We start from the raw sequence: 22765 nt of genomic DNA, 5'->3' as shown, positions 1-22765 counted from the left end.
TTGCATCGGATTCACGTTTCAATTAGCGAGTATAGTCTTCAGACGTCATTTTCCAATCCACCATGCAGAATTGAGGACAGGTTATGCAGGCTTTGATCTTAGAACAGCAGGACGGTAAAACCCTTGCTTCCGTGCAGACTCTTGAAGAAAGTCGGCTGCCGGAAGGCGATGTCACAGTGGATGTCCACTGGTCCAGTCTGAACTATAAAGATGCGCTCGCCATCACCGGAAAAGGAAAAATCATCCGCAACTTTCCGATGATTCCTGGCATTGATTTCGCTGGCACCGTTCGGACCAGCGAAGATCCTCGTTTTCATGCGGGGCAGGAGGTGTTGCTGACCGGTTGGGGCGTTGGCGAAAATCATTGGGGTGGCCTGGCAGAACAGGCACGCGTGAAAGCGGACTGGCTGGTTGCGCTGCCAAAAGGGCTGGACAGCCGTAAAGCGATGGTGATCGGCACTGCCGGGTTTACTGCCATGCTGTGCGTGATGGCGCTTGAAGAGGCGGGCATTCGTCCGCAAGACGGTGAAATCGTGGTCACCGGCGCCAGCGGCGGTGTCGGCAGTACCGCGGTCGCGCTGCTGCATAAACTGGGCTATCAGGTTGTTGCGGTGTCCGGACGTGAAAGCACCCATGATTATCTCCGCCAGTTGGGCGCAAGCCGTATTCTGGGTCGTGATGAGTTCGCCGAATCCCGTCCACTGGAAAAACAACTGTGGGCCGGGGCAATTGATACCGTGGGTGATAAAGTGCTGGCGAAAGTGCTTGCGCAAATGAACTACGGGGGCTGTGTCGCTGCCTGTGGTCTGGCGGGCGGTTTTGCCCTGCCAACGACAGTGATGCCGTTTATTTTGCGCAACGTTCGTCTGCAAGGGGTGGATTCTGTGATGACGCCACCGGCGCGCCGTGCTCAGGCCTGGCAGCGTCTGGTGAATGACTTACCGGAATCATTCTATGCACAGGCAGCAACGGAAATTTCACTGGCTGAGGCGCCGAAGTTCGCCGATGCCATCATTAATAACCAGGTACAAGGCCGTACGCTGGTTAAAGTGAAGTAAACACAAACGCCGCAGAAATTTACACTTAATTAACGAAATTTCGCTGCGCACTGACAGACTCCCTGCCATAGTAACTACGCATTATATGTACGCCTGGAGTCTGTTATGAAGAAATTACGTCCACTCAAAGAAGCCGATGTCACTGCCGAATCGGCTTTCTTTATGCATCGCCGCCAGGTGCTGAAAGCGCTGGGGATCGGGGCTGCCACGCTGTCGCTGCCGATATCCGCGCAGGCGGATCTGTTGAGCTGGTTCAAAGGCAACGATCGTCCACCCGCGCCCGCCGGCAAACCGCTGGAATTCAGCAAACCCGCCGCATGGCAAAACACGCTGCCTTTAACGCCAGAAGATAAAGTCACTGGCTACAACAACTTCTACGAGTTTGGTCTGGATAAGGCCGATCCTGCCGCCAATGCGGGCAGCATGAAAACCGATCCCTGGACGTTGAAAATCAGTGGTGAAGTGGCTAAACCATTAACCCTGGATCACGATGCGCTCACCACACGCTTTCCTTTAGAGGAGAGGATTTACCGGATGCGCTGTGTTGAAGCCTGGTCGATGGTGGTGCCGTGGATTGGCTTTCCTTTACATAAGCTGCTGGCGCTCGTCGAACCCACCAGCAATGCAAAATATGTCGCGTTCGAGACGCTTTATGCGCCGGACGACATGCCGGGACAAAAAGATCGCTTCATTGGCGGCGGTTTGAAATATCCTTATGTCGAAGGACTGCGCCTGGACGAGGCAATGCATCCCCTGACGCTGCTGACCGTTGGTGTATACGGTAAAGCATTACCGCCGCAAAACGGCGCGCCTGTACGCCTGACAGTGCCGTGGAAATATGGCTTTAAAGGCATTAAATCGATCGTCAGCATTAAACTGACCCGCGAGCGGCCCCCCACCACCTGGAATCTTGCCGCTGCCGATGAGTACGGTTTTTACGCTAATGTGAATCCGCATGTTGATCACCCGCGCTGGTCGCAGGCAACGGAACGATTTATCGGCGCAGGCGGGATTCTGGATGTCCAACGGCAACCCACCCTACTGTTTAACGGCTATGCCGATGAAGTGGCCTCGCTGTATCGCGGCCTGAACTTGCGGGAGAATTTCTAAGTGCGGCTGAGTGCAAAGCAGATTACCTGGCTGAAAGTGGCGCTTCATCTGGCGGGATTGCTACCATTTCTCTGGCTGTTCTGGGCCATTAACAACGGCGGGCTCAGCGCCGATCCGGTAAAGGACATCCAGCACTTTACCGGTAGGACAGCTCTGAAATTTTTGCTCGCTGCCTTGCTGGTCACGCCGCTCGCACGCTACGCTAAACAGCCATTATTGATACGCACCCGTCGTCTGCTGGGGTTATGGTGTTTCGCCTGGGCTACGCTGCATCTGACCAGTTACGCGCTGCTGGAGTTAGGTATCCATAATCTCGGATTGTTGGGACGAGAACTGATTACGCGCCCGTATTTAACGCTTGGGATCATCAGTTGGCTCATCCTGCTCGCGCTGACGCTAACATCAACACAGGCAGCACAACGAAAATTGGGTAAGCGCTGGCAATTTTTGCACAACTTCGTCTATCTGCTGGCGATCCTCGCGCCGATACATTATCTGTGGTCGGTGAAGATTTTGTCACCTCAACCCATCATTTATGCTCTGCTCGCACTGCTGCTTTTGGCCTGCCGTTACAAGAAGTTCCGCCAGTGGTGGCGCTAGTTCGGCGAACTGTGCAGTCGGTTACAAAATGCAGAGACTCGGATGTTATTTGTGTGTTAGCGGTTGATTATCTTCCCTGATAAGACCAGTATTTAGCTGCCAATTGCTACGAAATCATTATAATGTGCGACCTTGGCTCCCTGGACAGCGTTTTTAGACCGCTGAAAAGGTGACAATCGAGCATTGAAGGTATATTTTGTTTTTTGCCGGAGGATTGCAGCAAATCGCTGCATGTTAACCGACAAGTCTCACATGAATCGTTGAGGCGGAATATACCGGCGTCCTGGCAGGCGCAAGCCGTTTTGCCATCGGGACTCACGCTTTACAGACAGCGCTTAATGCCTGTCACAATCACACTAAACAAAGAGTACGGAACCCACTCATGGATATTCGTAAGATTAAAAAACTGATCGAGCTGGTTGAAGAATCAGGCATCTCCGAACTGGAAATTTCTGAAGGCGAAGAGTCTGTACGCATCAGCCGCGCAGCGCCAGCAGGTAGCTTCCCGGTGATGCAACAAGCCTACGCTGCACCAATGATGCAGCAGCAACCGGCTCTGTCTAACGCAGTTGCTCCGGCAGCAGAAGCGCCGGCAGCCGCCGCAGCAGAAATCAGTGGTCACATCGTACGTTCCCCAATGGTTGGTACTTTCTACCGCACCCCGAGCCCGGACGCTAAAGCGTTCATCGAAGTGGGTCAGAAAGTCAATGTAGGCGATACCCTGTGCATCGTTGAAGCCATGAAAATGATGAACCAGATCGAAGCGGACAAATCAGGTACCGTGAAAGCTATCCTGGTCGAAAGTGGTCAACCGGTAGAATTTGACGAGCCGCTGGTCGTCATCGAGTAACGAGGCGAACATGCTGGATAAAATTGTTATCGCCAACCGCGGCGAGATTGCATTGCGAATTCTTCGTGCCTGTAAAGAACTGGGTATCAAGACTGTCGCTGTGCACTCAAGCGCGGATCGCGATTTAAAACACGTACTGCTGGCGGATGAGACGGTTTGTATTGGTCCGGCTCCGTCCGTAAAAAGCTATCTGAACATCCCGGCTATCATCAGCGCCGCTGAAATCACTGGCGCGGTAGCGATTCACCCGGGTTATGGCTTTCTCTCTGAGAACGCCAACTTTGCTGAGCAGGTTGAACGCTCTGGCTTTATCTTCATCGGCCCGAAAGCGGACACCATCCGTCTGATGGGTGACAAAGTATCGGCGATCACCGCGATGAAGAAAGCTGGCGTCCCGACCGTACCGGGTTCTGACGGCCCGCTGACCGACGATATGGATGCGAACCGTGCCCATGCAAAACGCATCGGCTATCCGGTTATCATCAAGGCGTCCGGCGGCGGCGGCGGTCGCGGTATGCGCGTAGTACGCGGCGATGCCGAACTGGCGCAATCCATCTCCATGACCAAAGCGGAAGCGAAAGCAGCTTTCAGCAACGACATGGTTTATATGGAGAAATACCTCGAGAACCCACGCCACATCGAAATTCAGGTGCTGGCAGACGGTCAGGGTAACGCGATTTATCTGGCGGAACGTGACTGCTCTATGCAGCGTCGTCACCAGAAAGTCGTCGAAGAAGCACCGGCACCGGGTATTACCCCAGAACTGCGTCGCTTCATTGGCGAGCGTTGCGCGAAAGCCTGTGTGGATATCGGCTATCGCGGCGCGGGCACCTTTGAGTTCCTGTTCGAAAACGGCGAGTTCTACTTCATTGAAATGAACACCCGTATTCAGGTTGAACACCCGGTTACCGAAATGATCACCGGTGTTGACCTGATCAAAGAACAGTTGCGCATTGCTGCTGGCCAGCCGCTGTCGATCAAGCAAGAAGAGGTGCAGGTCAAAGGCCACGCGGTGGAATGCCGTATCAATGCTGAAGACCCGAACACCTTCCTGCCGAGCCCGGGTAAAATCACCCGCTTCCACGCGCCAGGCGGTTTTGGCGTGCGCTGGGAGTCGCATATCTATGCCGGTTACACCGTACCGCCATACTATGACTCCATGATCGGCAAGCTTATCTGCTACGGCGAAACCCGTGATGTGGCGATTGCCCGCATGAAAAACGCGCTGCAGGAACTGATCATCGACGGTATTAAAACCAACGTTGATCTGCAGACGCGCATCATGAACGACGAGCACTTCCAGCAAGGTGGTACTAACATCCACTATCTGGAGAAAAAGCTCGGCCTCACTGAGAAGTAATTCTCGGTGCACAGCAAAATGGGCTCGGAAGAGCCCATTTTTTTACACCGATTTATCTTCTTCTAAGGCCCGAATTTTCGGGCCTTCTCTTTTTACCGGCGAGAAGAAAATTCAGACATTACGGAATATTTTCCACCACCCAGAAAGAGCATACAAAACCCACCACACAGATATATAGCCTGTAACTCCAGGGCCCATGATCCCTGAGGCGTCAGAGCCAATACTTTCCCGTCCATCACCAGATATGTCGCAAACAGCATTGTGAAGGTAAAAATTGCCGCCGCATAACGTGTCATGACGCCGAGAATCAGCATTAACGGCGCGACGATTTCGCCGATGAACGATCCCCACGCGATAAAAGCCGGCAAATGGTGAGATTCCAGCAGGAACACGACTGCGCCAAGTCCGTGTTTCGCTTTCGCTACGCCATGAAATAGCATGAGTCCGCCAAAAACCACCCGCAGTATTAATTTTGCCGCATCCGGGTTATTAGTATATCGATGAAATACTTCATTCCATTGTTTTAACATTCTGTGCAACTCCATTTCATCCCTTGCTTTAATAGGTATACTGGAAACCTATCCGGAAACGTGTTTGCCTGTCGTCTTGCAGTCTGTTAACGGAGACATTGCCAATCTCAATATAAGGTGCCCAGTTTTTGGTGACAGAGTAGGCGACCTTCATGTCATGCTCATAGTCAGTGTGACTTTCATTATAAATATCGGTATTGGCATGTAAGTAAACAAAGTTGTATTCAAACTTCCAGTCACCGGTCTTATAGCCAAGCCACGCGTCATAACGCCCAGTTGCTTTATTATTCAGGTCTTCATTATCCTGCAAGGTGTAATCATAACGATAGCGCAGGTTCAGATAAAAACCATTACCCAGTACGGTCCCGAGTAACAGGTTAGGTTTATAGATGGTATTACCCGAATTACTATCAATATTAAAAGCAGGGATCAGATACATTTTGGGATTAAGGATAAAGCGATAGCTGATAGTGGCTTCACTACCGTTATTATCTAATTCATTAAAAGGCTCATTTGCATCGTCACCACTTGATTTATAACGGGTCTCGACAGAGAAACCGAATTGGTTATCAAACCGATGCGCAAAATAGATACGATCTTTATTAATTTTTCCATCATCGAAGTAGTCGTGACGTAAATCGATAACAGATTCAGCGGCCAGGACATTGCAGCTAACCAGTATTGCCACCGCACTAATAGTCATTCTCTTATTTAATTTCATATTAAAGTCCATGTATGAACGCAAAAAAAGACCTTTCCGTCTCTGACAGAATTAAGAAAAGGCATTGCCACTGAGAATCTCGCTACTCAGAAAACCCGATAACAGGTTCAGCGCCGGTTAAGAATATTATTGTTATATCACCCTGTAAATTGCAGTCATTAATAAAATATGAGATCTGGCGAGCAAAATAAGAGGCATAAGAAAACATCCATATAAATAGCCATTGAGAAAAAACAGCGCATTCATCGACTTTATATAGTCGTCACAGCTTATTACGTCATTAATTAATAACATACCGTTAGTCGCCTTATTATTAATTAATAACGGAGGAGCTATCTAATTTAGGTACTTTGCCCAATAAAAACGAGAGTAATCAATATTATTATCTAAAACAAAAATAGAAAAATAAAAATAGAATACGTTGATTTTCAGAACAGTTCGTTTTGATTAATTGATCGTGATTATTTTGTCTCCTCACCCCACAGGGGCAAGATCGTTCTTCAGCCGCCACCTTTCTCTCCCCCCTGACCAGCGGCTTAAGGTACAATCCCCGCTTTCTTTTTCAACAAGGGACAAAAAATGGACAAACGTTTTGTTCAGGCCAATAAAGAAGCGCGTTGGGCGCTATGGCTGACCCTTCTCTATCTGGCTGCCTGGCTCGCCGCAGCTTACATTCCAGGGGTGACGCCGGGCATAACCGGGTTGCCGCACTGGTTTGAAATGGCTTGCCTGTTAACACCGCTGATCTTCATTTTGCTGTGCTGGGCCATGGTGAAATTTATCTATCGTGACATTCCCCTGGAGGATGACGATGCAGCTTGAAGTCATTCTGCCGCTGGTTGCCTATCTGGTTGTTGTGTTCGGTCTTTCTGTTTATGCCATGCGTAAACGGCAGACCGGCACCTTCCTGAATGAATATTTTCTGGGTAGCCGTTCCATGGGGGGGATCGTCCTGGCGATGACCCTGACCGCGACATACATCAGCGCCAGCTCATTTATTGGTGGACCTGGTGCGGCCTATAAATACGGACTGGGATGGGTGTTGCTGGCGATGATTCAGCTTCCCGCCGTCTGGCTTTCGCTGGGGATACTCGGCAAGAAATTCGCCATCCTTGCCCGTCGCTATAATGCCGTCACCCTCAACGACATGCTGTTTGCCCGCTACCAGAGTCGCCTGCTGGTGTGGCTGGCGAGCCTCAGCCTGCTCGTGGCGTTTGTCGGTGCCATGACCGTGCAGTTCATCGGCGGCGCACGCCTGCTGGAAACGGCGGCGGGTATTCCCTATGAAACAGGCCTGCTGATTTTCGGTATCAGTATCGCGCTGTATACCGCGTTCGGCGGCTTTCGTGCCAGCGTGCTTAATGACACAATGCAGGGACTGGTGATGCTGATTGGCACCATCGTGCTGCTGGTCGGTATCGTGCATGCGGCCGGTGGCCTGAGCCATGCCGTAGAGACCTTAAACACCATCGACCCAAAACTGGTTTCACCGCAGGGCGCCGATGACATTCTGTCTCCGACCTTTATGACCTCATTCTGGGTACTGGTCTGTTTTGGTGTGATCGGTCTGCCGCATACGGCGGTGCGCTGCATCTCCTACAAAGACAGCAAAGCGGTACACCGCGGGATAATCATCGGTACCATCGTGGTGGCGATCCTGATGTTTGGTATGCATCTTGCCGGCGCGCTGGGTCGTGCGGTTATCCCTGACCTGACGGTGCCGGATCTGGTGATCCCCACGCTGATGGTCAAAGTGCTGCCGCCTTTCGCCGCCGGGATCTTCCTTGCCGCGCCAATGGCGGCCATTATGTCGACGATCAACGCCCAGTTGCTGCAAAGTTCCGCTACGATCATTAAAGATCTCTATCTTAATATTCGCCCGGAACAGTTGCAGAACGAGACGCGGTTGAAACGAATATCGGCGATGATCACCCTCATCTTAGGCGCGCTGCTCTTACTTGCCGCCTGGAAACCGCCAGAGATGATCATCTGGCTGAATCTGCTGGCGTTTGGCGGTCTGGAAGCCGTGTTCTTGTGGCCGCTGGTGCTTGGCCTTTACTGGGAGCGCGCGAATGCGACCGGAGCGCTGAGTGCGATGATTGTCGGCGGCGTGCTGTATGCGATTCTCGCCACCTTTAACGTTCAGTACCTGGGCTTCCATCCGATTGTGCCCTCGTTGCTGCTAAGTTTGCTGGCTTTCCTGGTCGGAAACCGTTTCGGTTCTCCTGCCCCGCAAGCCGCTGTATTGACTACTGATAAATAAAGAGTTTTGCCATGCCATGGATCCAATTAAAACTGAACACGACGGGCGCTAACGCGGAAGCATTGAGCGATGCCCTGATGGAAGCGGGTTCCGTTTCCATCACCTTCCAGGACACGCACGACACGCCGGTTTTTGAGCCATTGCCGGGCGAAACACGCCTGTGGGGCGACACCGACGTTATCGGTCTGTTTGATGCCGAAACCGACATGAAAGAAGTCGTCGCCATCCTGGAACACCATCCGCTGCTGGGCGTCGGGTTCGCGCATAAAATTGAACAACTGGAAGATAAGGACTGGGAACGCGAGTGGATGGATAACTTCCACCCCATGCGTTTTGGCGAACGCCTGTGGATCTGCCCAAGCTGGCGCGACGTGCCGGATGAAAATGCCGTCAACGTAATGCTCGACCCCGGTCTGGCGTTTGGTACCGGCACTCATCCCACCACCTCACTGTGCCTGCAGTGGCTCGACAGTCTCGATTTAACCGGTAAGACCGTTATCGACTTTGGTTGCGGTTCCGGCATCCTCGCAATTGCCGCACTGAAACTGGGTGCCGCAAAAGCGATCGGTATCGATATTGATCCGCAGGCGATTCAGGCCAGCCGTGATAACGCCCAGCGTAATGGTGTATCAGAACGTCTTGAACTCTACCTGCCACAGGATCAGCCAGACGCCATGAAAGCCGACGTAGTGGTCGCCAACATTCTGGCAGGCCCATTACGCGAGCTGGCACCGTTAATCAGCGTCCTGCCCGTTACAGGCGGTCTGCTGGGCCTTTCCGGTATCCTTGCCAGCCAGGCGGAAAGTGTTTGTGAAGCTTATGCCGATCTCTTCGCTCTCGATCCGGTGGTGGAGAAAGAAGAGTGGTGTCGAATCACAGGCCGTAAGAAATAACCCTGTCTCCCGCGCGTGGCCGTACTACCGGCCACGTTTTTCAGCATTTTGCCCGCTCCTTCCTCTTCCTCTCATACGGTAAAATAGGCGCGTAACTCATTGAAGTTGCAAATATAAAAATCTATTTTATTCATTGGAAGAATTTCATGAACCCTTTTTTGAGCAAGGCAACGCTTCTCGCGTTAAGCATCATGTCATCCACCGCAATGGCGTCACACTGGAGCTATGAGGGTGAAGGATCCCCGGAACACTGGGGCGCACTCAGTGAAGAGTATAAAACCTGTCAGACCGGGATGAATCAGTCCCCAATAAACATCGACCAGTCGGCAAATGCCCACCTGAAGCCCCTGAAACCCCACTACACTGAGGGCCCCATTACTCTCATTAACAACGGTCACACAATCCAGGCCGCGTTAAAGAGCGCAACGGCTGATACCATCACGATTGACGGGACTCCGTTTACATTGCAGCAATTCCACTTTCATGCCCCAAGCGAAAATACGGTTCACGGTAAACATTACGCGATGGAAATGCATCTTGTGCACAAAGACGCAAATGGTGCTATCGCCGTTGTTGCGGTCATGTTTGATAAAGGGGCGGCAAACACTGAGCTGGACAAACTGTGGGCGACTATGCCTGAACAAACCGGGCAGGACGCTAACGTCACCTCACAAATGGATCTGAATGCCCTGCTGCCGAAAAACAAACGCTTTTGGCGTTTCAGCGGTTCACTGACCACACCGCCCTGCTCTGAAGGGGTAACCTGGATTGTCATGAAGCACCCTCTGACGCTGTCCGCCGCGCAGTTAGAAAAATTCAGCCATACGATGCATCATGACAATAATCGTCCGCCCCAACCGCTGAACGGTCGTGTCGTGGTCGAGTGATGACCGATGCGTTGCCCAATCATCTGCTGAAATGAGAGCGATGTCACATTAACTCAAGATAATCTGCTGATTAATTCAGCAGATTATCTTGCAAGCCCGCGCAGATTCGAAGAAAAAATGAGAAGTTACGCAAAATTATAAGCGTACAGAATTTCGTCACGCTTTTGTAATGCAATGATTTGTATGGCTAATTATTTTATGGCGTTGACGTTAACGGCGATTCTTTGATCCACCGCAGAGGATTGGTCAAAGTTTGGCCTTTCATCTCGTGCAAAAAATGCGTAATATACGCCGCCTTGCAGTCACAGTATGGTCATTTCTTAACTCATGCGCATCGGACAATACCAGCTTAGAAATCGCCTGATCGCAGCGCCCATGGCTGGCATCACTGACAGACCTTTTCGGACGCTGTGTTATGAGATGGGAGCCGGATTGACCGTATCCGAGATGATGTCGTCTAACCCGCAGGTTTGGGAAAGCGACAAATCCCGTTTACGGATGGTGCACGTTGATGAGCCAGGAATTCGCACGGTGCAAATTGCCGGTAGCGACCCTGTTGAGATGGCCGATGCCGCACGGATTAACGTGGAAAGCGGCGCCCAGATTATTGATATCAATATGGGGTGTCCGGCTAAAAAAGTGAATCGCAAGCTCGCAGGTTCAGCCCTCTTGCAGTACCCGGATTTAGTGAAGTCGATACTAACCGGGGTGGTTAATGCAGTGGACGTTCCTGTGACCCTGAAGATTCGCACCGGCTGGGCTCCGGAACACCGTAACTGCGTAGAGATTGCCCAACTGGCTGAAGACTGTGGCATTCAGGCTCTGACCATTCATGGACGCACCCGCGCCTGTTTGTTCAATGGAGACGCTGAGTACGACAGTATTCGGGCAGTTAAGCAGAAAGTTTCCATTCCGATTATCGCGAATGGTGACATTACTGACCCGCTTAAAGCCAGAGCTGTGCTTGACTATACGGGGGCTGATGCCCTGATGATAGGCCGCGCAGCTCAGGGAAGACCCTGGATCTTTCGGGAAATCCAGCATTATCTGGACACTGGGGAGTTGCTATCCCCCCTGCCTCTGGCAGAGGTTAAGCACTTGCTTTGTGCGCATGTTCGGGAACTGCATGACTTTTATGGCCAGGCAAAAGGGTACCGAATCGCGCGTAAACACGTCTCCTGGTATCTCCAGGAGCACGCTCCAAATGACCAGTTTCGGCGCACATTCAACGCCATTGAGGATGCCAGCGAACAGCTGGAGGCGTTGGAGGCATACTTCGAAAATTTTGCGTAAACAGAAATAAAGAGCTGACAGAACTATGTTCGAACAACGCGTAAATTCTGACGTACTGACCGTTTCTACCGTTAACTCTCAGGATCAGGTAACCCAAAAACCCCTGCGTGACTCGGTTAAACAGGCACTGAAGAACTATTTTGCTCAACTGAACGGTCAGGATGTTAATGACCTCTATGAGCTGGTACTGGCTGAAGTAGAACAGCCCCTGTTGGACATGGTGATGCAATACACCCGTGGTAACCAGACCCGTGCTGCCCTGATGATGGGCATCAACCGTGGTACGCTGCGTAAAAAATTGAAAAAATACGGCATGAACTAATCTCGATTAGCTAATTGCTTGTTTAAAAAGGCGCTACTCGGCATGGGGAAGCGCCTTTTTTATACGCCTCTTTTGTGGAGCCGATATGAACTCACGATGTGAGCCACACTACTTTGGTGATGAATCTGCGTCGATCATCCACGGAGATGCGCTGACAGAACTCAAGAAACTCCCCGCTGAAAGCGTCGATTTAATCTTTGCCGACCCGCCTTACAATATCGGAAAGGATTTTGACGGGATGGTCGAGTCCTGGGACGAAGACATCTTCCTGGGCTGGCTGTTCGCGTGCATTGAGGAGTGTCATCGGGTGCTGAAAAAACAGGGCACGATGTACATCATGAACAGCACCGAAAACATGCCGCATATCGATCTCAAATGCAGAACGCTGTTTACCATCAAAAGCCGGATTGTCTGGTCTTATGACAGCTCAGGCGTGCAGGCGAAGAAATTCTTTGGCTCAATGTACGAACCGATCCTGATGATGGTCAAAGATGCCCGACAGTACACTTTCAACAGTGACGCTATTCTGGTTGAGACCAAAACCGGTGCGAAAAGAGCGCTGATTGACTACCGTAAAAACCCACCACAGCCTTACAACACGCAAAAAGTTCCGGGCAACGTCTGGGAATTTCCCCGCGTGCGTTATTTGATGGATGAATATGAAAACCATCCGACGCAAAAACCTATCGCCCTGCTAAAACGGATCGTTTTGGCCTCCTCCAATCCTGGCAATACGGTGCTGGATCCCTTCGCCGGCAGCTTTACGACAGGTGCTGTGGCCGTGGAATCGGGACGTAAATTCATCGGTATTGAGGTCAATAATGAGTATGTGAAGATGGGGCTCAGACGGCTGAACATCAGCTCACACTACTCCCAGGAAGAGCTGACGAAAATCAAAAAGAGAAAGACGAAAAACCTGTCGAAAAAGAGTCGAACGGCGTCAGATGTGGTGAAGATGACAGCAAAGTAAAAGCATTGTAAGCCTGCTTTTCAGGACGCATTTTTCGTGTATATTTCCTGCACGCTTGGGCATGAATACACAGGATTTGGCAATGATTCGTAAGTATTGGTGGCTGGTTGTTTTTGCGGTCTCCGTGTTCCTTTTTGATGCGTTACTGATCCAGTGGATTGAACTGATCACCACAGAAGTCGATAAATGCCGCAATATGGATTCCGTCAATCCGCTCAAGCTGGTCAACTGTACCGAATTACAATAGCGTGTGATTGATAGACAGGAGAAATGATTATAGGGTTTCCGATGTTAATTGCATGACATATCCATCAGGAATTAACATCCTTAATACATTATCCACCAGCGCCGGTGCCTGCTGATAAAGATCGTAGCGGGTAGAATTCATCAACCAGTTTTTCACGATCCCGCTAAAACTACCGTGAATAATAATTAACACAACGTCTAAATCCAGGGTTCTGGAAATTAACCCTTCCGTCATACTCGCCTGCAATGCGTCGCGTAGTCCCCTCTGGCTAAACCCAATTTTCTCGCGTATTTCCTGTTCTGATATCATCCCCTCATGAAATTCACATTTATGATATAAAATTTGCAGCAAGGCCTGCTGCCGGGGAATTTCCGCGATATATTGCAATCCGGCAATTAACTTTTCGCGCAACCGCTGCAAGGGATTATCGCAGTCATGCAAAGCTAACCGGTCCTGAATCAGATCACGTAATGGCGGTTGCTGTTGCCAGAGTTCATTGAAGAGCTGCGTTTTGTTGTCAAAATGCCAGTAGATAGCCCCCCGCGTGACCTGGGCCGCGTCGGCAATGTCGTTAAGCGTCGTGTTGCCAACGCCTCGCGTGGCAAACTGGATGATTGCAGTCTCAATCAAATGTTGTCGCGTTTTTAACGCTTCGGCTTTTGTTCTTTTAGCCATAAGTTATCGTTTCAGGAGCAGGATAAAAAACAGAAATATGGCAATTCACAATTGCCGTTCAAAAAGAACTGTATCACCTCATCCGTTCCGAGATGAAACAAAAGCGAATAGCCTCAGCACAAAACATTCAATCAAATAACCCCAACAAATAAAAACCAACAAAAACATTCATACAACAAATGTACATTTCCAAATATATTAGCCAGCAACAAGGCATGACAAAGAAAAACAAAATGAAAAGACAAAGCCATCACTTTTTTGTTTTTACGTGCCGTAGATCCGGCCATAAAATAACTATCGCTTACATCGCACGCTAATAATTTGTAGGATAGCCAACTATTATTTCTTCGTGCACGTTATCGCCTTACCGTTATCCGGTAAATAACGAGCTATTGGTTTTTAAGGAACAGTAATGACGAAACATGCCAGGTTTTCACTCCTGCCCTCATTTATCCTCATCTCTGCTGCGTTACTTGCCGCTTGTAACGATCAGGGAGATAAGCACGCTCAGGCAACCGAACCGCAGGTGACCGTTCATGTGGTTACCGCCGCGCCATTAGCAGTAACCACCGAACTGCCAGGACGCACCTCGGCATTCCGCATTGCAGAAGTTCGTCCACAGGTCAGTGGTATTGTTCTCAAAAGAAACTTCACCGAGGGCAGCGATGTTCAGGCCGGGCAGTCACTGTATCAGATCGATCCTGCCACTTATCAGGCAGATTACGATAGCGCGAAAGGGGAACTGGCGAAAAGTGAAGCTGCCGCCGCCATCGCACACCTGACGGTTAAGCGCTATGTTCCGCTGGTAGGGACAAAATACATTAGCCAACAGGAATACGACCAGGCGATTGCAGATGCGCGTCAGGCCGATGCGGCAGTCATTGCCGCACGAGCCGCAGTGGAGAGCGCACGTATCAATCTTGCTTACACCAAAGTCACCTCGCCGATCGATGGTCGTATTGGCAAATCCAGCGTGACGGAAGGCGCGCTGGTCACCAATGGCCAGGCAACAGCACTGGCTACCGTGCAGCAACTCGATCCTATCTATGTCGATGTCACACAGTCCAGCAGCGACTTTATGCGACTGAAGCAGTCCGTTGAACAGGGCAGCCTGCATAAAGACAGCGCCAGCAGCAGCGTCCAGTTGGTGATGGAAAATGGTACGGCGTATCCCCTGAAAGGGACATTGCAGTTTTCGGATGTCACGGTGGACGAAAGCACAGGCTCCATCACCCTTCGCGCCGTCTTCCCTAACCCACAGCACGCTCTGCTGCCGGGGATGTTTGTTCGCGCTCGCATTGACGAAGGTGTTCAGCCCAACGCTATTTTGATCCCCCAGCAGGGCGTAACGCGTACGCCTCGTGGCGATGCGACGGTACTGGTCGTCAATGACCAGAGCCTGGTTGAGCCACGCGCCGTTGTCGCTTCGCAGGCTATCGGCGACAAATGGCTGATTAGCGAAGGCCTACATCCAGGCGATCAGGTGATTGTCAGCGGATTACAAAAAGCCCATCCCGGCACGAAAGTGAAAGCTACCACGGATGCCAATACTCCTGCGGCAAAAGCGGCGCAATAAGGTAACCGAACATGGCAAATTTCTTTATCAGGCGTCCTATTTTTGCCTGGGTTCTGGCCATCATACTGATGCTGGCGGGCGCTCTGGCGATTATGCAACTGCCCGTTGCGCAATACCCAACTATCGCGCCACCAGCGGTAGCCATTTCCGCGAACTATCCAGGGGCAGATGCGCAAACGGTGCAGGATACGGTGACTCAGGTTATCGAACAGAATATGAACGGTATCGATAACCTGATGTATATGTCCTCCACCAGCGACTCTGCGGGTAGCGTGACCATTACGTTAACCTTTCAGTCCGGAACCGACCCGGATATTGCCCAGGTGCAGGTACAGAACAAACTGCAGCTGGCGACGCCATTGCTGCCTCAGGAAGTTCAACAGCAAGGGATTAGCGTAGAAAAGTCGAGCAGCAGTTTCTTGTTGGTGGCGGGGTTTGTCTCTGACGATCCGCAAACGACCCAGGACGATATCTCCGACTACGTCGCCTCAAACGTAAAAGATACGATCAGCCGCCTGAACGGTGTAGGTGACGTCCAGCTGTTTGGCGCACAGTACGCGATGCGTATCTGGCTGGATGCGAATCGGCTGAACAAGTACCAGCTCACGCCGGTCGATGTGATCAATCAACTAAAAATACAGAACGACCAGATCGCAGCAGGTCAGTTGGGCGGAACGCCTGCTCTACCGGGGCAGCAACTGAACGCCTCTATCATTGCGCAGACGCGACTGAAAGATCCTGAGGAATTCGGCAAAGTCACATTACGGGTAAACAGCGATGGCTCTGTCGTTCGCCTTAAAGATGTCGCTCGTATCGAGCTGGGGGGAGAAAACTATAACGTTGTCGCCCGAATTAACGGTAAACCGGCTGCGGGTCTGGGGATCAAACTGGCGACCGGGGCCAACGCTCTGGATACCGCCAAAGCGATTAAAACCAAACTCGTTGAGCTGCAACCCTTCTTCCCGCAAGGGATGAAAGTGGTTTACCCGTATGACACCACGCCGTTTGTGAAGATCTCCATTCACGAAGTGGTAAAAACACTGTTCGAAGCGATCGTCCTGGTCTTCCTCGTGATGTATCTGTTTTTACAGAATATCCGCGCAACGCTCATTCCGACGATTGCGGTTCCCGTTGTGCTATTGGGTACATTTGCCGTGCTCTCGGCGTTTGGCTACTCGATCAACACCCTGACGATGTTTGGGATGGTGCTGGCGATCGGCCTGCTGGTCGATGACGCCATTGTGGTAGTGGAAAACGTTGAACGTGTGATGATGGAAGAAAAGTTGCCGCCCAAAGAGGCAACCGAGAAATCCATGTCGCAGATCCAGGGGGCGCTGGTTGGGATCGCGATGGTGCTGTCTGCTGTCTTCATCCCGATGGCCTTTTTCGGCGGCTCCACCGGGGCTATTTATCGCCAGTTTTCCATCACGATTGTGTCGGCAATGGCGCTTTCGGTTCTGGTAGCATTGATCCTGACGCCGGCACTTTGCGCAACGCTGCTAAAACCAGCGTCCGCCGAACACCTCGAGAAGAAAGGCGGATTTTTCGGCTGGTTTAATGCCAAATTTGATCTCAGCGTTAACCACTACACCAACAGTGTCAGCGGCATTGTGCGCAAAACCGGACGCTACCTACTCCTTTACATCCTGATTGTTGTCGGAATGGGGGTACTGTTTTTCCGTCTCCCCACTTCCTTCCTGCCTGATGAAGATCAGGGCGTATTCATGACGATGGTCCAGCTACCCGCAGGTTCAACCCAGGAACGAACCCAAAATGTATTGGATCAGGTCACCCATTACTACCTGACTCACGAAAAAGCGAACGTTGAAAGCGTGTTTACGGTCAACGGTTTTAGCTTTAGCGGCCAGGCGCAGAACGCGGGTCTGGCCTTCATCAGCCTGAAGCCCTGGGATGAGCGTAGCGGCAAGGAAAACAGCGTTGAAGCGGTAATTGCGCGTGCAACTCGCGCGTTCAGCCAGATCCAGGATGGACTGGTCTTCCCCTTCAACATGCCGGCGATAATTGAACTGGGCACCGCGACGGGTTTCGATTTTGAACTGCTTGACCAGGGGGGGTTGGGGCACACAGCGCTAACATCAGCACGTAATCAGTTAATGGGTATGGTGGCTAAGCATTCCGATCTGCTGGTCCGTGTTCGACCTAACGGCCTGGAGGATACCCCTCAGTTCAAGCTGGATGTCGACCAGGAAAAAGCACAGGCGCTTGGCATTGCGCTGTCAGACATTAACGAAACCATCTCTGCGTCGTTAGGCGGCAGCTATGTTAACGACTTCATTGACCGCGGACGAGTAAAGAAAGTGTATGTTCAGGCAGATGCGAAATTCCGTATGCTGCCAGAAGAAATCAATAATCTGTACGTTCGTAGTGCTAACGGCGAGATGGTCCCTTTTTCAGCCTTCAGCTCAGCCCGCTGGGTGTATGGTTCTCCGCGCCTGGAACGCTTCAACGGTATGCCATCGATGGAGTTGTTGGGTGAGGCTGCCCCCGGTCGAAGCACCGGTGAAGCGATGGCCATGATGGAAAGTCTCGCGTCAAAACTGCCTAATGGTATTGGTCATGACTGGACGGGGATGTCATATCAGGAACGTTTGTCCGGCAATCAGGCGCCTGCACTGTATGCCATCTCGCTGATCGTCGTGTTCCTCTGTCTTGCCGCGCTGTATGAAAGCTGGTCCATTCCGTTCTCGGTGATGCTGGTAGTCCCGCTCGGCGTGGTGGGTGCCCTTCTGGCCGCTTCCCTGCGTGGGCTAAATAACGACGTCTATTTTCAGGTCGGACTGTTAACCACGATTGGGCTTTCCGCGAAAAACGCCATTCTGATCGTGGAATTTGCCAAGGATCTGATGGAGAAAGAAGGTCGTGGCCTGATCGAGGCAACGCTTGAGGCTGCGCGCATGCGCCTGCGCCCTATTCTGATGACCTCACTCGCCTTCATCCTCGGCGTAATGCCGCTGGTCATCAGTCGCGGGGCAGGGAGTGGCGCCCAGCATGCAGTCGGAACCGGTGTGATGGGAGGGATGCTGACAGCAACGCTGCTGGCTATCTTCTTTGTCCCGGTGTTTTTTGTGGTCGTCAGAGGCCGGTTTAACAAATCCCAGCGTTAATGTGTAAATTAAGGCGTCTACGGACGCCTTTTTCCTTCAGGTATCTTTCTTTATTTATTAAACAGATAGTCATTTGCACTGCGGAATACTAAATTCACTCCTTCATTATTTTTACAATTCACATGAATTGAGATTATTCCATATGCCAATCTTTTTTTAAGCGGTGGTAAAATTCATTTCGTATTCGCAAAGCAGCATTCCCTGTTGCTGTATTTAGCGGAACGCTTATTTTTGAGGTAACACCATGAAAAGATTAATTCCAGTAGCATTGCTCACTGCATTGCTGGCGGGCTGTGCACACGATTCCCCCTGCGTTCCGGTTTATGATGATCAAGGACGTCTTGTTCATACCAACACCTGTATGAAAGGGACGACTCAGGATAACTGGGAAACCGCAGGCGCCATTGCTGGCGGGGCCGCAGCGGTTGCAGGCCTGACGATGGGGATCATCGCACTGTCAAAATAACATTCTCAGAGCGCGGTACTTGCCGCGCTCTTAGCCTAAGAATACGGTTTTTCATATCATTCAATGTGTTGAAAAATACGTGTTCTAATACATTTTAATAATCAATAACGTCCACCCCTTTCTCTTTTCGCATTTATCTTTCAATACTCACGCTCTGGATATTCACGCCTGAAATCGTTATTTCATTTTGCGAGCATTATTTTAAATATTTTGCTCCAAAATGTGGCTTACGTTTCAATTTCGCACCATTTCAGGGCGCTACTTTTATTTTTTCCTGTCTACACTCTGCTTATTGCGTCGGATATTCACGCGCAAAACCTGGCATTACCTTTGCTTAGAAGAGTATGGCCAATGCCACAGACAGGTTAAAGACGTTGCAGAACGTCTCTCTATAACAATAATTTCTTTGCCACACAGGATGCATTATGAAAAAGATGATGATAGCCACACTGGCTGCGGCCGGTGTGCTGCTTGCGGTTGCCAATCAGGCACATGCGGGAACCACGCTGGATGCTGTAAAAAAGAAAGGGTTCGTACAATGCGGTATCAGTGACGGTCTTCCCGGTTTTTCTTACGCTGACGCAGACGGGAAATTCTCCGGGATAGATGTGGATGTTTGCCGTGGTGTTGCCGCCGCCGTCCTGGGAGATGATACAAAAGTAAAATATACCCCTCTCACCGCAAAAGAACGCTTCACCGCATTACAGTCTGGCGAAGTCGATCTTCTCTCCCGTAATACGACCTGGACCTCCTCACGTGATGCAGGAATGGGCATGTCCTTCACTGGCGTTACCTATTACGATGGCATTGGCTTCCTGACCCACAACAAAGCGGGTCTGAAAAGCGCGAAAGAGTTAGATGGTGCCACCGTTTGTATTCAGGCGGGAACAGATACGGAACTGAACGTGGCGGATTATTTCAAAGCCAACAACATGAAATACACCCCGGTGACTTTTGACCGCTCAGATGAGTCGGCAAAAGCGCTGGAGTCCGGACGTTGCGATACCCTCGCCTCTGACCAGTCCCAACTGTATGCCCTGCGCATCAAACTCAGCAACCCGGCTGAATGGCTTGTACTGCCAGAGGTGATCTCGAAAGAGCCGCTGGGGCCAGTTGTTCGTCGCGGTGATGACGAATGGTTCTCTATTGTGCGTTGGACGCTGTTTGCCATGTTGAATGCCGAAGAGATGGGCGTGACATCGAAGAATGTCGCTGAGAAAGCGGCGAACCCTGCAACACCAGATATGGCGCACCTGCTGGGCAAAGAAGGCGACTACGGCAAAGATCTGAAGCTCGACAATAAATGGGCTTACAACATCATCAAGCAGGTGGGTAACTATGCGGAGATCTTTGAACGCAACGTCGGATCAGAAAGTCCACTGAAGATCAAACGTGGACAGAACAATCTCTGGAATAACGGCGGCATTCAATACGCACCGCCAGTGCGTTAAGTCGTTGTGATGTAACGGGCGCCGCACTAGCGGCGCTCAGTTCAGAGTTATGGTTACCGAGGCTTTCTTATGTTCCATCGCCGCTCAAGTGTAAAAGGGTCGCTCTCCTTTTCAAACCCTGCGGTCCGCGCCTGGCTGTTCCAGATCCTCGCCATTCTTGCGGTCGTTGCAGTTGCTATCTATCTCATTCATAACACGATTAATAATCTAAGCAGTCGCGGCATTACCTCGGGCTTTGCCTTTCTCGACCGTAGCGCTGGGTTTGGCATCGTCCAGCACTTAATCGACTATCAGCAGGGTGACACGTACGGACGTGTTTTTGTGGTGGGTTTGCTTAACACGCTGCTGGTTTCCGCGCTGTGTATTGTCTTTGCGTCATTTATCGGCTTCTTTCTCGGGCTGGCGCGCCTTTCAGATAACTGGCTACTGCGTAAACTCTCGACGATTTATATTGAGACCTTTCGTAATATCCCGCCTCTGCTGCAAATCTTTTTTTGGTACTTCGCGGTTCTGCGCAATTTGCCCGGCCCCCGTCAGGCCGCAAGCGCGCTGGATATGGTCTTTCTGAGTAATCGGGGACTCTATATCCCGTCTCCGCAGTTAGGGGAAGGCGTACTCGCTTTCGTGCTCTCGGCAGTGATTGCCATTGCGCTGTCCGTGGGTCTGTTCCGCTTCAATAAAATGCATCAGATGAAAACGGGACAACTTCGCAGAACCTGGCCTACTGCATTAAGCCTGATTGTGCTGCTGCCGCTCATCGCGCATTGGCTTTTTGGCGCGGCGCTGCACTGGGATATCCCACAACTACGCGGATTCAACTTCCGTGGCGGAATGGTGCTCATTCCTGAACTGGCAGCCCTGACGCTGGCGTTATCGGTATATACCTCGGCGTTTATTGCCGAAATCATTCGTGCAGGCATTCAGGCCGTTCCCTACGGTCAACATGAAGCCGCCCGTTCTCTCGGGTTACCTAATACTGTAACCCTTCGCCAGGTCATCATTCCTCAGGCACTTCGCGTCATTATTCCACCGCTGACCAGCCAGTATCTGAATATTGTCAAAAACTCATCGCTGGCCGCCGCCATTGGCTATCCCGACATGGTATCGCTGTTCGCCGGTACGGTACTTAATCAGACCGGACAGGCCATCGAAACGATCGCCATCACGATGTCGGTGTACCTGATCATCAGCCTGAGCATCTCGCTGCTGATGAACATCTATAACCGGCGAATCGCCCTCATTGAGCGCTAAGGAATCATGATGACAAAAGCACTGCTGTCTCATCCCATGCGCCCGGCCAGTAACGGCCCTGGTCGTTCGATCGTATGGGTACGGAAGAACCTCTTTTCCAGTTGGTCAAACAGCCTGCTGACGCTGTTCTGTCTGTGGCTGATGTGGGAGTTAATTCCCCCTTTGCTGAACTGGGCGTTCCTGCAGGCCAACTGGGTGGGCTCCACGCGTGCTGACTGTACCAAAGCGGGCGCCTGCTGGGTGTTTATTCATGAACGATTTGGACAATTCATGTATGGATTGTACCCACATGATCAGCGTTGGCGTATCAACCTGGCGTTGATCATTGGGTTGGCTTCCATTGTGCCGATGTTCTGGAAAGCGTTGCCGGGTCGCGGGCGTTATATCGTCGTCTGGGCCGTGATCTACCCGATCACTGTCTGGTTCCTGTTGTATGGCGGATTTCTTGGTCTGGATCGCGTTGAAACACGCCAATGGGGCGGGCTGACGCTGACCTTAATCATCGCATCCGTCGGGATCGCAGGGGCACTGCCATTAGGAATTTTGTTGGCACTGGGACGTCGCTCCCACATGCCCGTCGTGCGGATCTTATCCGTCATTTTTATCGAGTTCTGGCGTGGCGTCCCGCTGATCACCGTCCTGTTTATGTCTTCGGTCATGCTGCCGCTGTTTCTGTCAGAAGGAACCAGCATCGATAAGCTTATCCGGGCGCTGGTGGGCGTGATCCTCTTCCAGTCGGCCTACGTCGCGGAAGTGGTTCGTGGGGGGCTGCAGGCATTACCGAAAGGGCAATACGAAGCAGCAGAATCGCTGGCGTTGGGCTACTGGAAAACCCAGGGGCTGGTCATTCTTCCCCAAGCCCTGAAGCTGGTGATTCCCGGACTGGTGAACACCATTATTGCCCTGTTTAAGGATACCAGTCTGGTCATCATCATCGGTTTGTTCGATCTGTTCAGCAGCGTGCAGCAAGCGACAGTTGACCCTGCCTGGCTGGGTATGTCGACAGAAGGCTATGTCTTCGCTGCTCTGATTTACTGGATTTTTTGTTTCAGCATGTCGCGCTATAGCCAGCATCTGGAAAAGCGCTTTAACACCGGGCGTACACCGCACTGAGGAT

Annotated in this window: 22 protein-coding genes; 19 read left to right on the top strand and 3 right to left on the bottom strand. The window is 51.3% G+C overall.

Annotated features, from left to right (window positions below; translation table 11 throughout):
• Window positions 1-83: 83 nt before the first annotated feature.
• The 5 genes from HVX64_RS02440 to accC all read left to right on the top strand — a co-directional run bounded on the left by HVX64_RS02440 (window position 84) and on the right by accC (window position 4978).
• Window positions 84-1058 carry an MDR family oxidoreductase gene (locus HVX64_RS02440; RefSeq protein ID WP_044255991.1) on the top strand — a complete coding sequence of 325 codons (975 nt, stop codon included), beginning with the start codon at window positions 84-86 and terminating at the stop codon, window positions 1056-1058.
• 105 nt (window positions 1059-1163) lie between these two features.
• On the top strand, window positions 1164-2168 hold the full coding sequence (msrP, locus tag HVX64_RS02435; protein WP_042998340.1) for a protein-methionine-sulfoxide reductase catalytic subunit MsrP: 1005 nt from the start codon (window positions 1164-1166) through the stop codon (window positions 2166-2168).
• Complete coding sequence (msrQ, locus tag HVX64_RS02430; protein WP_044255994.1) at window positions 2169-2768, top strand: protein-methionine-sulfoxide reductase heme-binding subunit MsrQ; 600 nt, start codon at window positions 2169-2171, stop codon at window positions 2766-2768.
• 382 nt (window positions 2769-3150) lie between these two features.
• On the top strand, window positions 3151-3618 hold the full coding sequence (gene accB / locus HVX64_RS02425) for an acetyl-CoA carboxylase biotin carboxyl carrier protein (RefSeq protein WP_042998342.1): 468 nt from the start codon (window positions 3151-3153) through the stop codon (window positions 3616-3618).
• A gap of 10 nt (window positions 3619-3628) precedes the next feature.
• A complete protein-coding gene (gene accC, locus HVX64_RS02420; protein WP_042998343.1) occupies window positions 3629-4978 on the top strand; it encodes an acetyl-CoA carboxylase biotin carboxylase subunit in 1350 nt (449 codons plus the stop codon).
• A 92-nt stretch (window positions 4979-5070) separates the two neighbouring features.
• Here accC and HVX64_RS02415 read toward each other — a convergent pair whose 3' ends face one another.
• Window positions 5071-5508: a DoxX family protein gene (locus HVX64_RS02415; RefSeq protein ID WP_044255997.1), complete on the bottom strand. Its 438-nt coding sequence runs from the start codon at window positions 5506-5508 to the stop codon at window positions 5071-5073.
• 28 nt (window positions 5509-5536) lie between these two features.
• The gene (locus HVX64_RS02410; protein WP_161804588.1) at window positions 5537-6229 is read right to left on the bottom strand and encodes an oligogalacturonate-specific porin KdgM family protein; all 693 of its coding nucleotides are present in this window, start codon (window positions 6227-6229) and stop codon (window positions 5537-5539) included.
• A 579-nt stretch (window positions 6230-6808) separates the two neighbouring features.
• Between HVX64_RS02410 and HVX64_RS02405 the strand changes: the two genes are divergently transcribed.
• From HVX64_RS02405 to HVX64_RS02370, 8 genes are all read left to right on the top strand, one after another.
• Window positions 6809-7051 carry a YhdT family protein gene (locus HVX64_RS02405; RefSeq protein WP_042998345.1) on the top strand — a complete coding sequence of 81 codons (243 nt, stop codon included), beginning with the start codon at window positions 6809-6811 and terminating at the stop codon, window positions 7049-7051.
• Complete coding sequence (gene panF, locus HVX64_RS02400; protein ID WP_042998346.1) at window positions 7041-8492, top strand: sodium/pantothenate symporter; 1452 nt, start codon at window positions 7041-7043, stop codon at window positions 8490-8492. The genes HVX64_RS02405 and panF overlap by 11 nt, the downstream gene beginning before the upstream one ends.
• A gap of 11 nt (window positions 8493-8503) precedes the next feature.
• Window positions 8504-9385: a 50S ribosomal protein L11 methyltransferase gene (prmA, locus tag HVX64_RS02395; protein ID WP_042998347.1), complete on the top strand. Its 882-nt coding sequence runs from the start codon at window positions 8504-8506 to the stop codon at window positions 9383-9385.
• Window positions 9386-9531: 146 nt separating this feature from the next.
• Complete coding sequence (locus HVX64_RS02390) at window positions 9532-10272, top strand: carbonic anhydrase family protein (RefSeq protein ID WP_044256000.1); 741 nt, start codon at window positions 9532-9534, stop codon at window positions 10270-10272.
• A 327-nt stretch (window positions 10273-10599) separates the two neighbouring features.
• Window positions 10600-11565, top strand: a complete 966-nt coding sequence (gene dusB / locus HVX64_RS02385) for a tRNA dihydrouridine synthase DusB (RefSeq protein WP_044256003.1) — start codon at window positions 10600-10602, stop codon at window positions 11563-11565.
• Window positions 11566-11590: 25 nt separating this feature from the next.
• On the top strand, window positions 11591-11887 hold the full coding sequence (fis, locus tag HVX64_RS02380) for a DNA-binding transcriptional regulator Fis (protein WP_000462905.1): 297 nt from the start codon (window positions 11591-11593) through the stop codon (window positions 11885-11887).
• Between the two features lie 85 nt (window positions 11888-11972).
• Window positions 11973-12857, top strand: a complete 885-nt coding sequence (yhdJ, locus tag HVX64_RS02375) for an adenine-specific DNA-methyltransferase (protein WP_044256007.1) — start codon at window positions 11973-11975, stop codon at window positions 12855-12857.
• Window positions 12858-12939: 82 nt separating this feature from the next.
• On the top strand, window positions 12940-13104 hold the full coding sequence (locus HVX64_RS02370; RefSeq protein WP_042998358.1) for a DUF2556 family protein: 165 nt from the start codon (window positions 12940-12942) through the stop codon (window positions 13102-13104).
• Between the two features lie 27 nt (window positions 13105-13131).
• Here HVX64_RS02370 and envR read toward each other — a convergent pair whose 3' ends face one another.
• On the bottom strand, window positions 13132-13779 hold the full coding sequence (envR, locus tag HVX64_RS02365) for an acrEF/envCD operon transcriptional regulator (protein ID WP_042998359.1): 648 nt from the start codon (window positions 13777-13779) through the stop codon (window positions 13132-13134).
• A 412-nt stretch (window positions 13780-14191) separates the two neighbouring features.
• On the opposite strand from envR, the gene HVX64_RS02360 reads away from it, so the two are divergent.
• From HVX64_RS02360 to HVX64_RS02335, 6 genes are all read left to right on the top strand, one after another.
• Complete coding sequence (locus tag HVX64_RS02360) at window positions 14192-15355, top strand: efflux RND transporter periplasmic adaptor subunit (protein ID WP_044256011.1); 1164 nt, start codon at window positions 14192-14194, stop codon at window positions 15353-15355.
• 11 nt (window positions 15356-15366) lie between these two features.
• Window positions 15367-18480, top strand: coding sequence for an efflux RND transporter permease subunit (locus HVX64_RS02355; protein WP_044256013.1), 3114 nt, complete (start codon window positions 15367-15369; stop codon window positions 18478-18480).
• A 244-nt stretch (window positions 18481-18724) separates the two neighbouring features.
• Window positions 18725-18946, top strand: a complete 222-nt coding sequence (locus HVX64_RS02350; protein ID WP_000825639.1) for a membrane protein — start codon at window positions 18725-18727, stop codon at window positions 18944-18946.
• A gap of 425 nt (window positions 18947-19371) precedes the next feature.
• Window positions 19372-20397 carry an amino acid ABC transporter substrate-binding protein gene (locus tag HVX64_RS02345; RefSeq protein WP_044256016.1) on the top strand — a complete coding sequence of 342 codons (1026 nt, stop codon included), beginning with the start codon at window positions 19372-19374 and terminating at the stop codon, window positions 20395-20397.
• Window positions 20398-20466: 69 nt separating this feature from the next.
• A complete protein-coding gene (locus tag HVX64_RS02340) occupies window positions 20467-21648 on the top strand; it encodes an amino acid ABC transporter permease (protein ID WP_044256018.1) in 1182 nt (393 codons plus the stop codon).
• Window positions 21649-21657: 9 nt separating this feature from the next.
• Window positions 21658-22761 carry an amino acid ABC transporter permease gene (locus HVX64_RS02335; RefSeq protein WP_044263691.1) on the top strand — a complete coding sequence of 368 codons (1104 nt, stop codon included), beginning with the start codon at window positions 21658-21660 and terminating at the stop codon, window positions 22759-22761.
• Window positions 22762-22765: the final 4 nt, after the last annotated feature.

It is taken from the genome of Citrobacter sp. RHB20-C16 (assembly GCF_013890155.1).
Taxonomy (GTDB): domain Bacteria; phylum Pseudomonadota; class Gammaproteobacteria; order Enterobacterales; family Enterobacteriaceae; genus Citrobacter_A; species Citrobacter_A amalonaticus.
The sequence above is the reverse complement of the archived record's forward strand: the minus strand, read 5'-3'. Positions and strand labels throughout refer to the sequence as shown.

What these genes read in the sequence shown, in the direction of transcription:
- HVX64_RS02440 (WP_044255991.1), top strand. Translation starts at nt 84, where the DNA reads ATGCAGGCTTTGATCTTAGAACAGCAGGACGGTAAAACCCTTGCTTCC.
- msrP (WP_042998340.1), top strand. Translation starts at nt 1,164, where the DNA reads ATGAAGAAATTACGTCCACTCAAAGAAGCCGATGTCACTGCCGAATCG.
- accB (WP_042998342.1), top strand. Translation starts at nt 3,151, where the DNA reads ATGGATATTCGTAAGATTAAAAAACTGATCGAGCTGGTTGAAGAATCA.
- accC (WP_042998343.1), top strand. Translation starts at nt 3,629, where the DNA reads ATGCTGGATAAAATTGTTATCGCCAACCGCGGCGAGATTGCATTGCGA.
- HVX64_RS02415 (WP_044255997.1), bottom strand. Translation starts at nt 5,508, where the DNA reads ATGTTAAAACAATGGAATGAAGTATTTCATCGATATACTAATAACCCG.
- HVX64_RS02410 (WP_161804588.1), bottom strand. Translation starts at nt 6,229, where the DNA reads ATGAAATTAAATAAGAGAATGACTATTAGTGCGGTGGCAATACTGGTT.
- HVX64_RS02405 (WP_042998345.1), top strand. Translation starts at nt 6,809, where the DNA reads ATGGACAAACGTTTTGTTCAGGCCAATAAAGAAGCGCGTTGGGCGCTA.
- panF (WP_042998346.1), top strand. Translation starts at nt 7,041, where the DNA reads ATGCAGCTTGAAGTCATTCTGCCGCTGGTTGCCTATCTGGTTGTTGTG.
- prmA (WP_042998347.1), top strand. Translation starts at nt 8,504, where the DNA reads ATGCCATGGATCCAATTAAAACTGAACACGACGGGCGCTAACGCGGAA.
- HVX64_RS02390 (WP_044256000.1), top strand. Translation starts at nt 9,532, where the DNA reads ATGAACCCTTTTTTGAGCAAGGCAACGCTTCTCGCGTTAAGCATCATG.
- dusB (WP_044256003.1), top strand. Translation starts at nt 10,600, where the DNA reads ATGCGCATCGGACAATACCAGCTTAGAAATCGCCTGATCGCAGCGCCC.
- fis (WP_000462905.1), top strand. Translation starts at nt 11,591, where the DNA reads ATGTTCGAACAACGCGTAAATTCTGACGTACTGACCGTTTCTACCGTT.
- yhdJ (WP_044256007.1), top strand. Translation starts at nt 11,973, where the DNA reads ATGAACTCACGATGTGAGCCACACTACTTTGGTGATGAATCTGCGTCG.
- HVX64_RS02370 (WP_042998358.1), top strand. Translation starts at nt 12,940, where the DNA reads ATGATTCGTAAGTATTGGTGGCTGGTTGTTTTTGCGGTCTCCGTGTTC.
- envR (WP_042998359.1), bottom strand. Translation starts at nt 13,779, where the DNA reads ATGGCTAAAAGAACAAAAGCCGAAGCGTTAAAAACGCGACAACATTTG.
- HVX64_RS02360 (WP_044256011.1), top strand. Translation starts at nt 14,192, where the DNA reads ATGACGAAACATGCCAGGTTTTCACTCCTGCCCTCATTTATCCTCATC.
- HVX64_RS02355 (WP_044256013.1), top strand. Translation starts at nt 15,367, where the DNA reads ATGGCAAATTTCTTTATCAGGCGTCCTATTTTTGCCTGGGTTCTGGCC.
- HVX64_RS02350 (WP_000825639.1), top strand. Translation starts at nt 18,725, where the DNA reads ATGAAAAGATTAATTCCAGTAGCATTGCTCACTGCATTGCTGGCGGGC.
- HVX64_RS02345 (WP_044256016.1), top strand. Translation starts at nt 19,372, where the DNA reads ATGAAAAAGATGATGATAGCCACACTGGCTGCGGCCGGTGTGCTGCTT.
- HVX64_RS02340 (WP_044256018.1), top strand. Translation starts at nt 20,467, where the DNA reads ATGTTCCATCGCCGCTCAAGTGTAAAAGGGTCGCTCTCCTTTTCAAAC.
- HVX64_RS02335 (WP_044263691.1), top strand. Translation starts at nt 21,658, where the DNA reads ATGACAAAAGCACTGCTGTCTCATCCCATGCGCCCGGCCAGTAACGGC.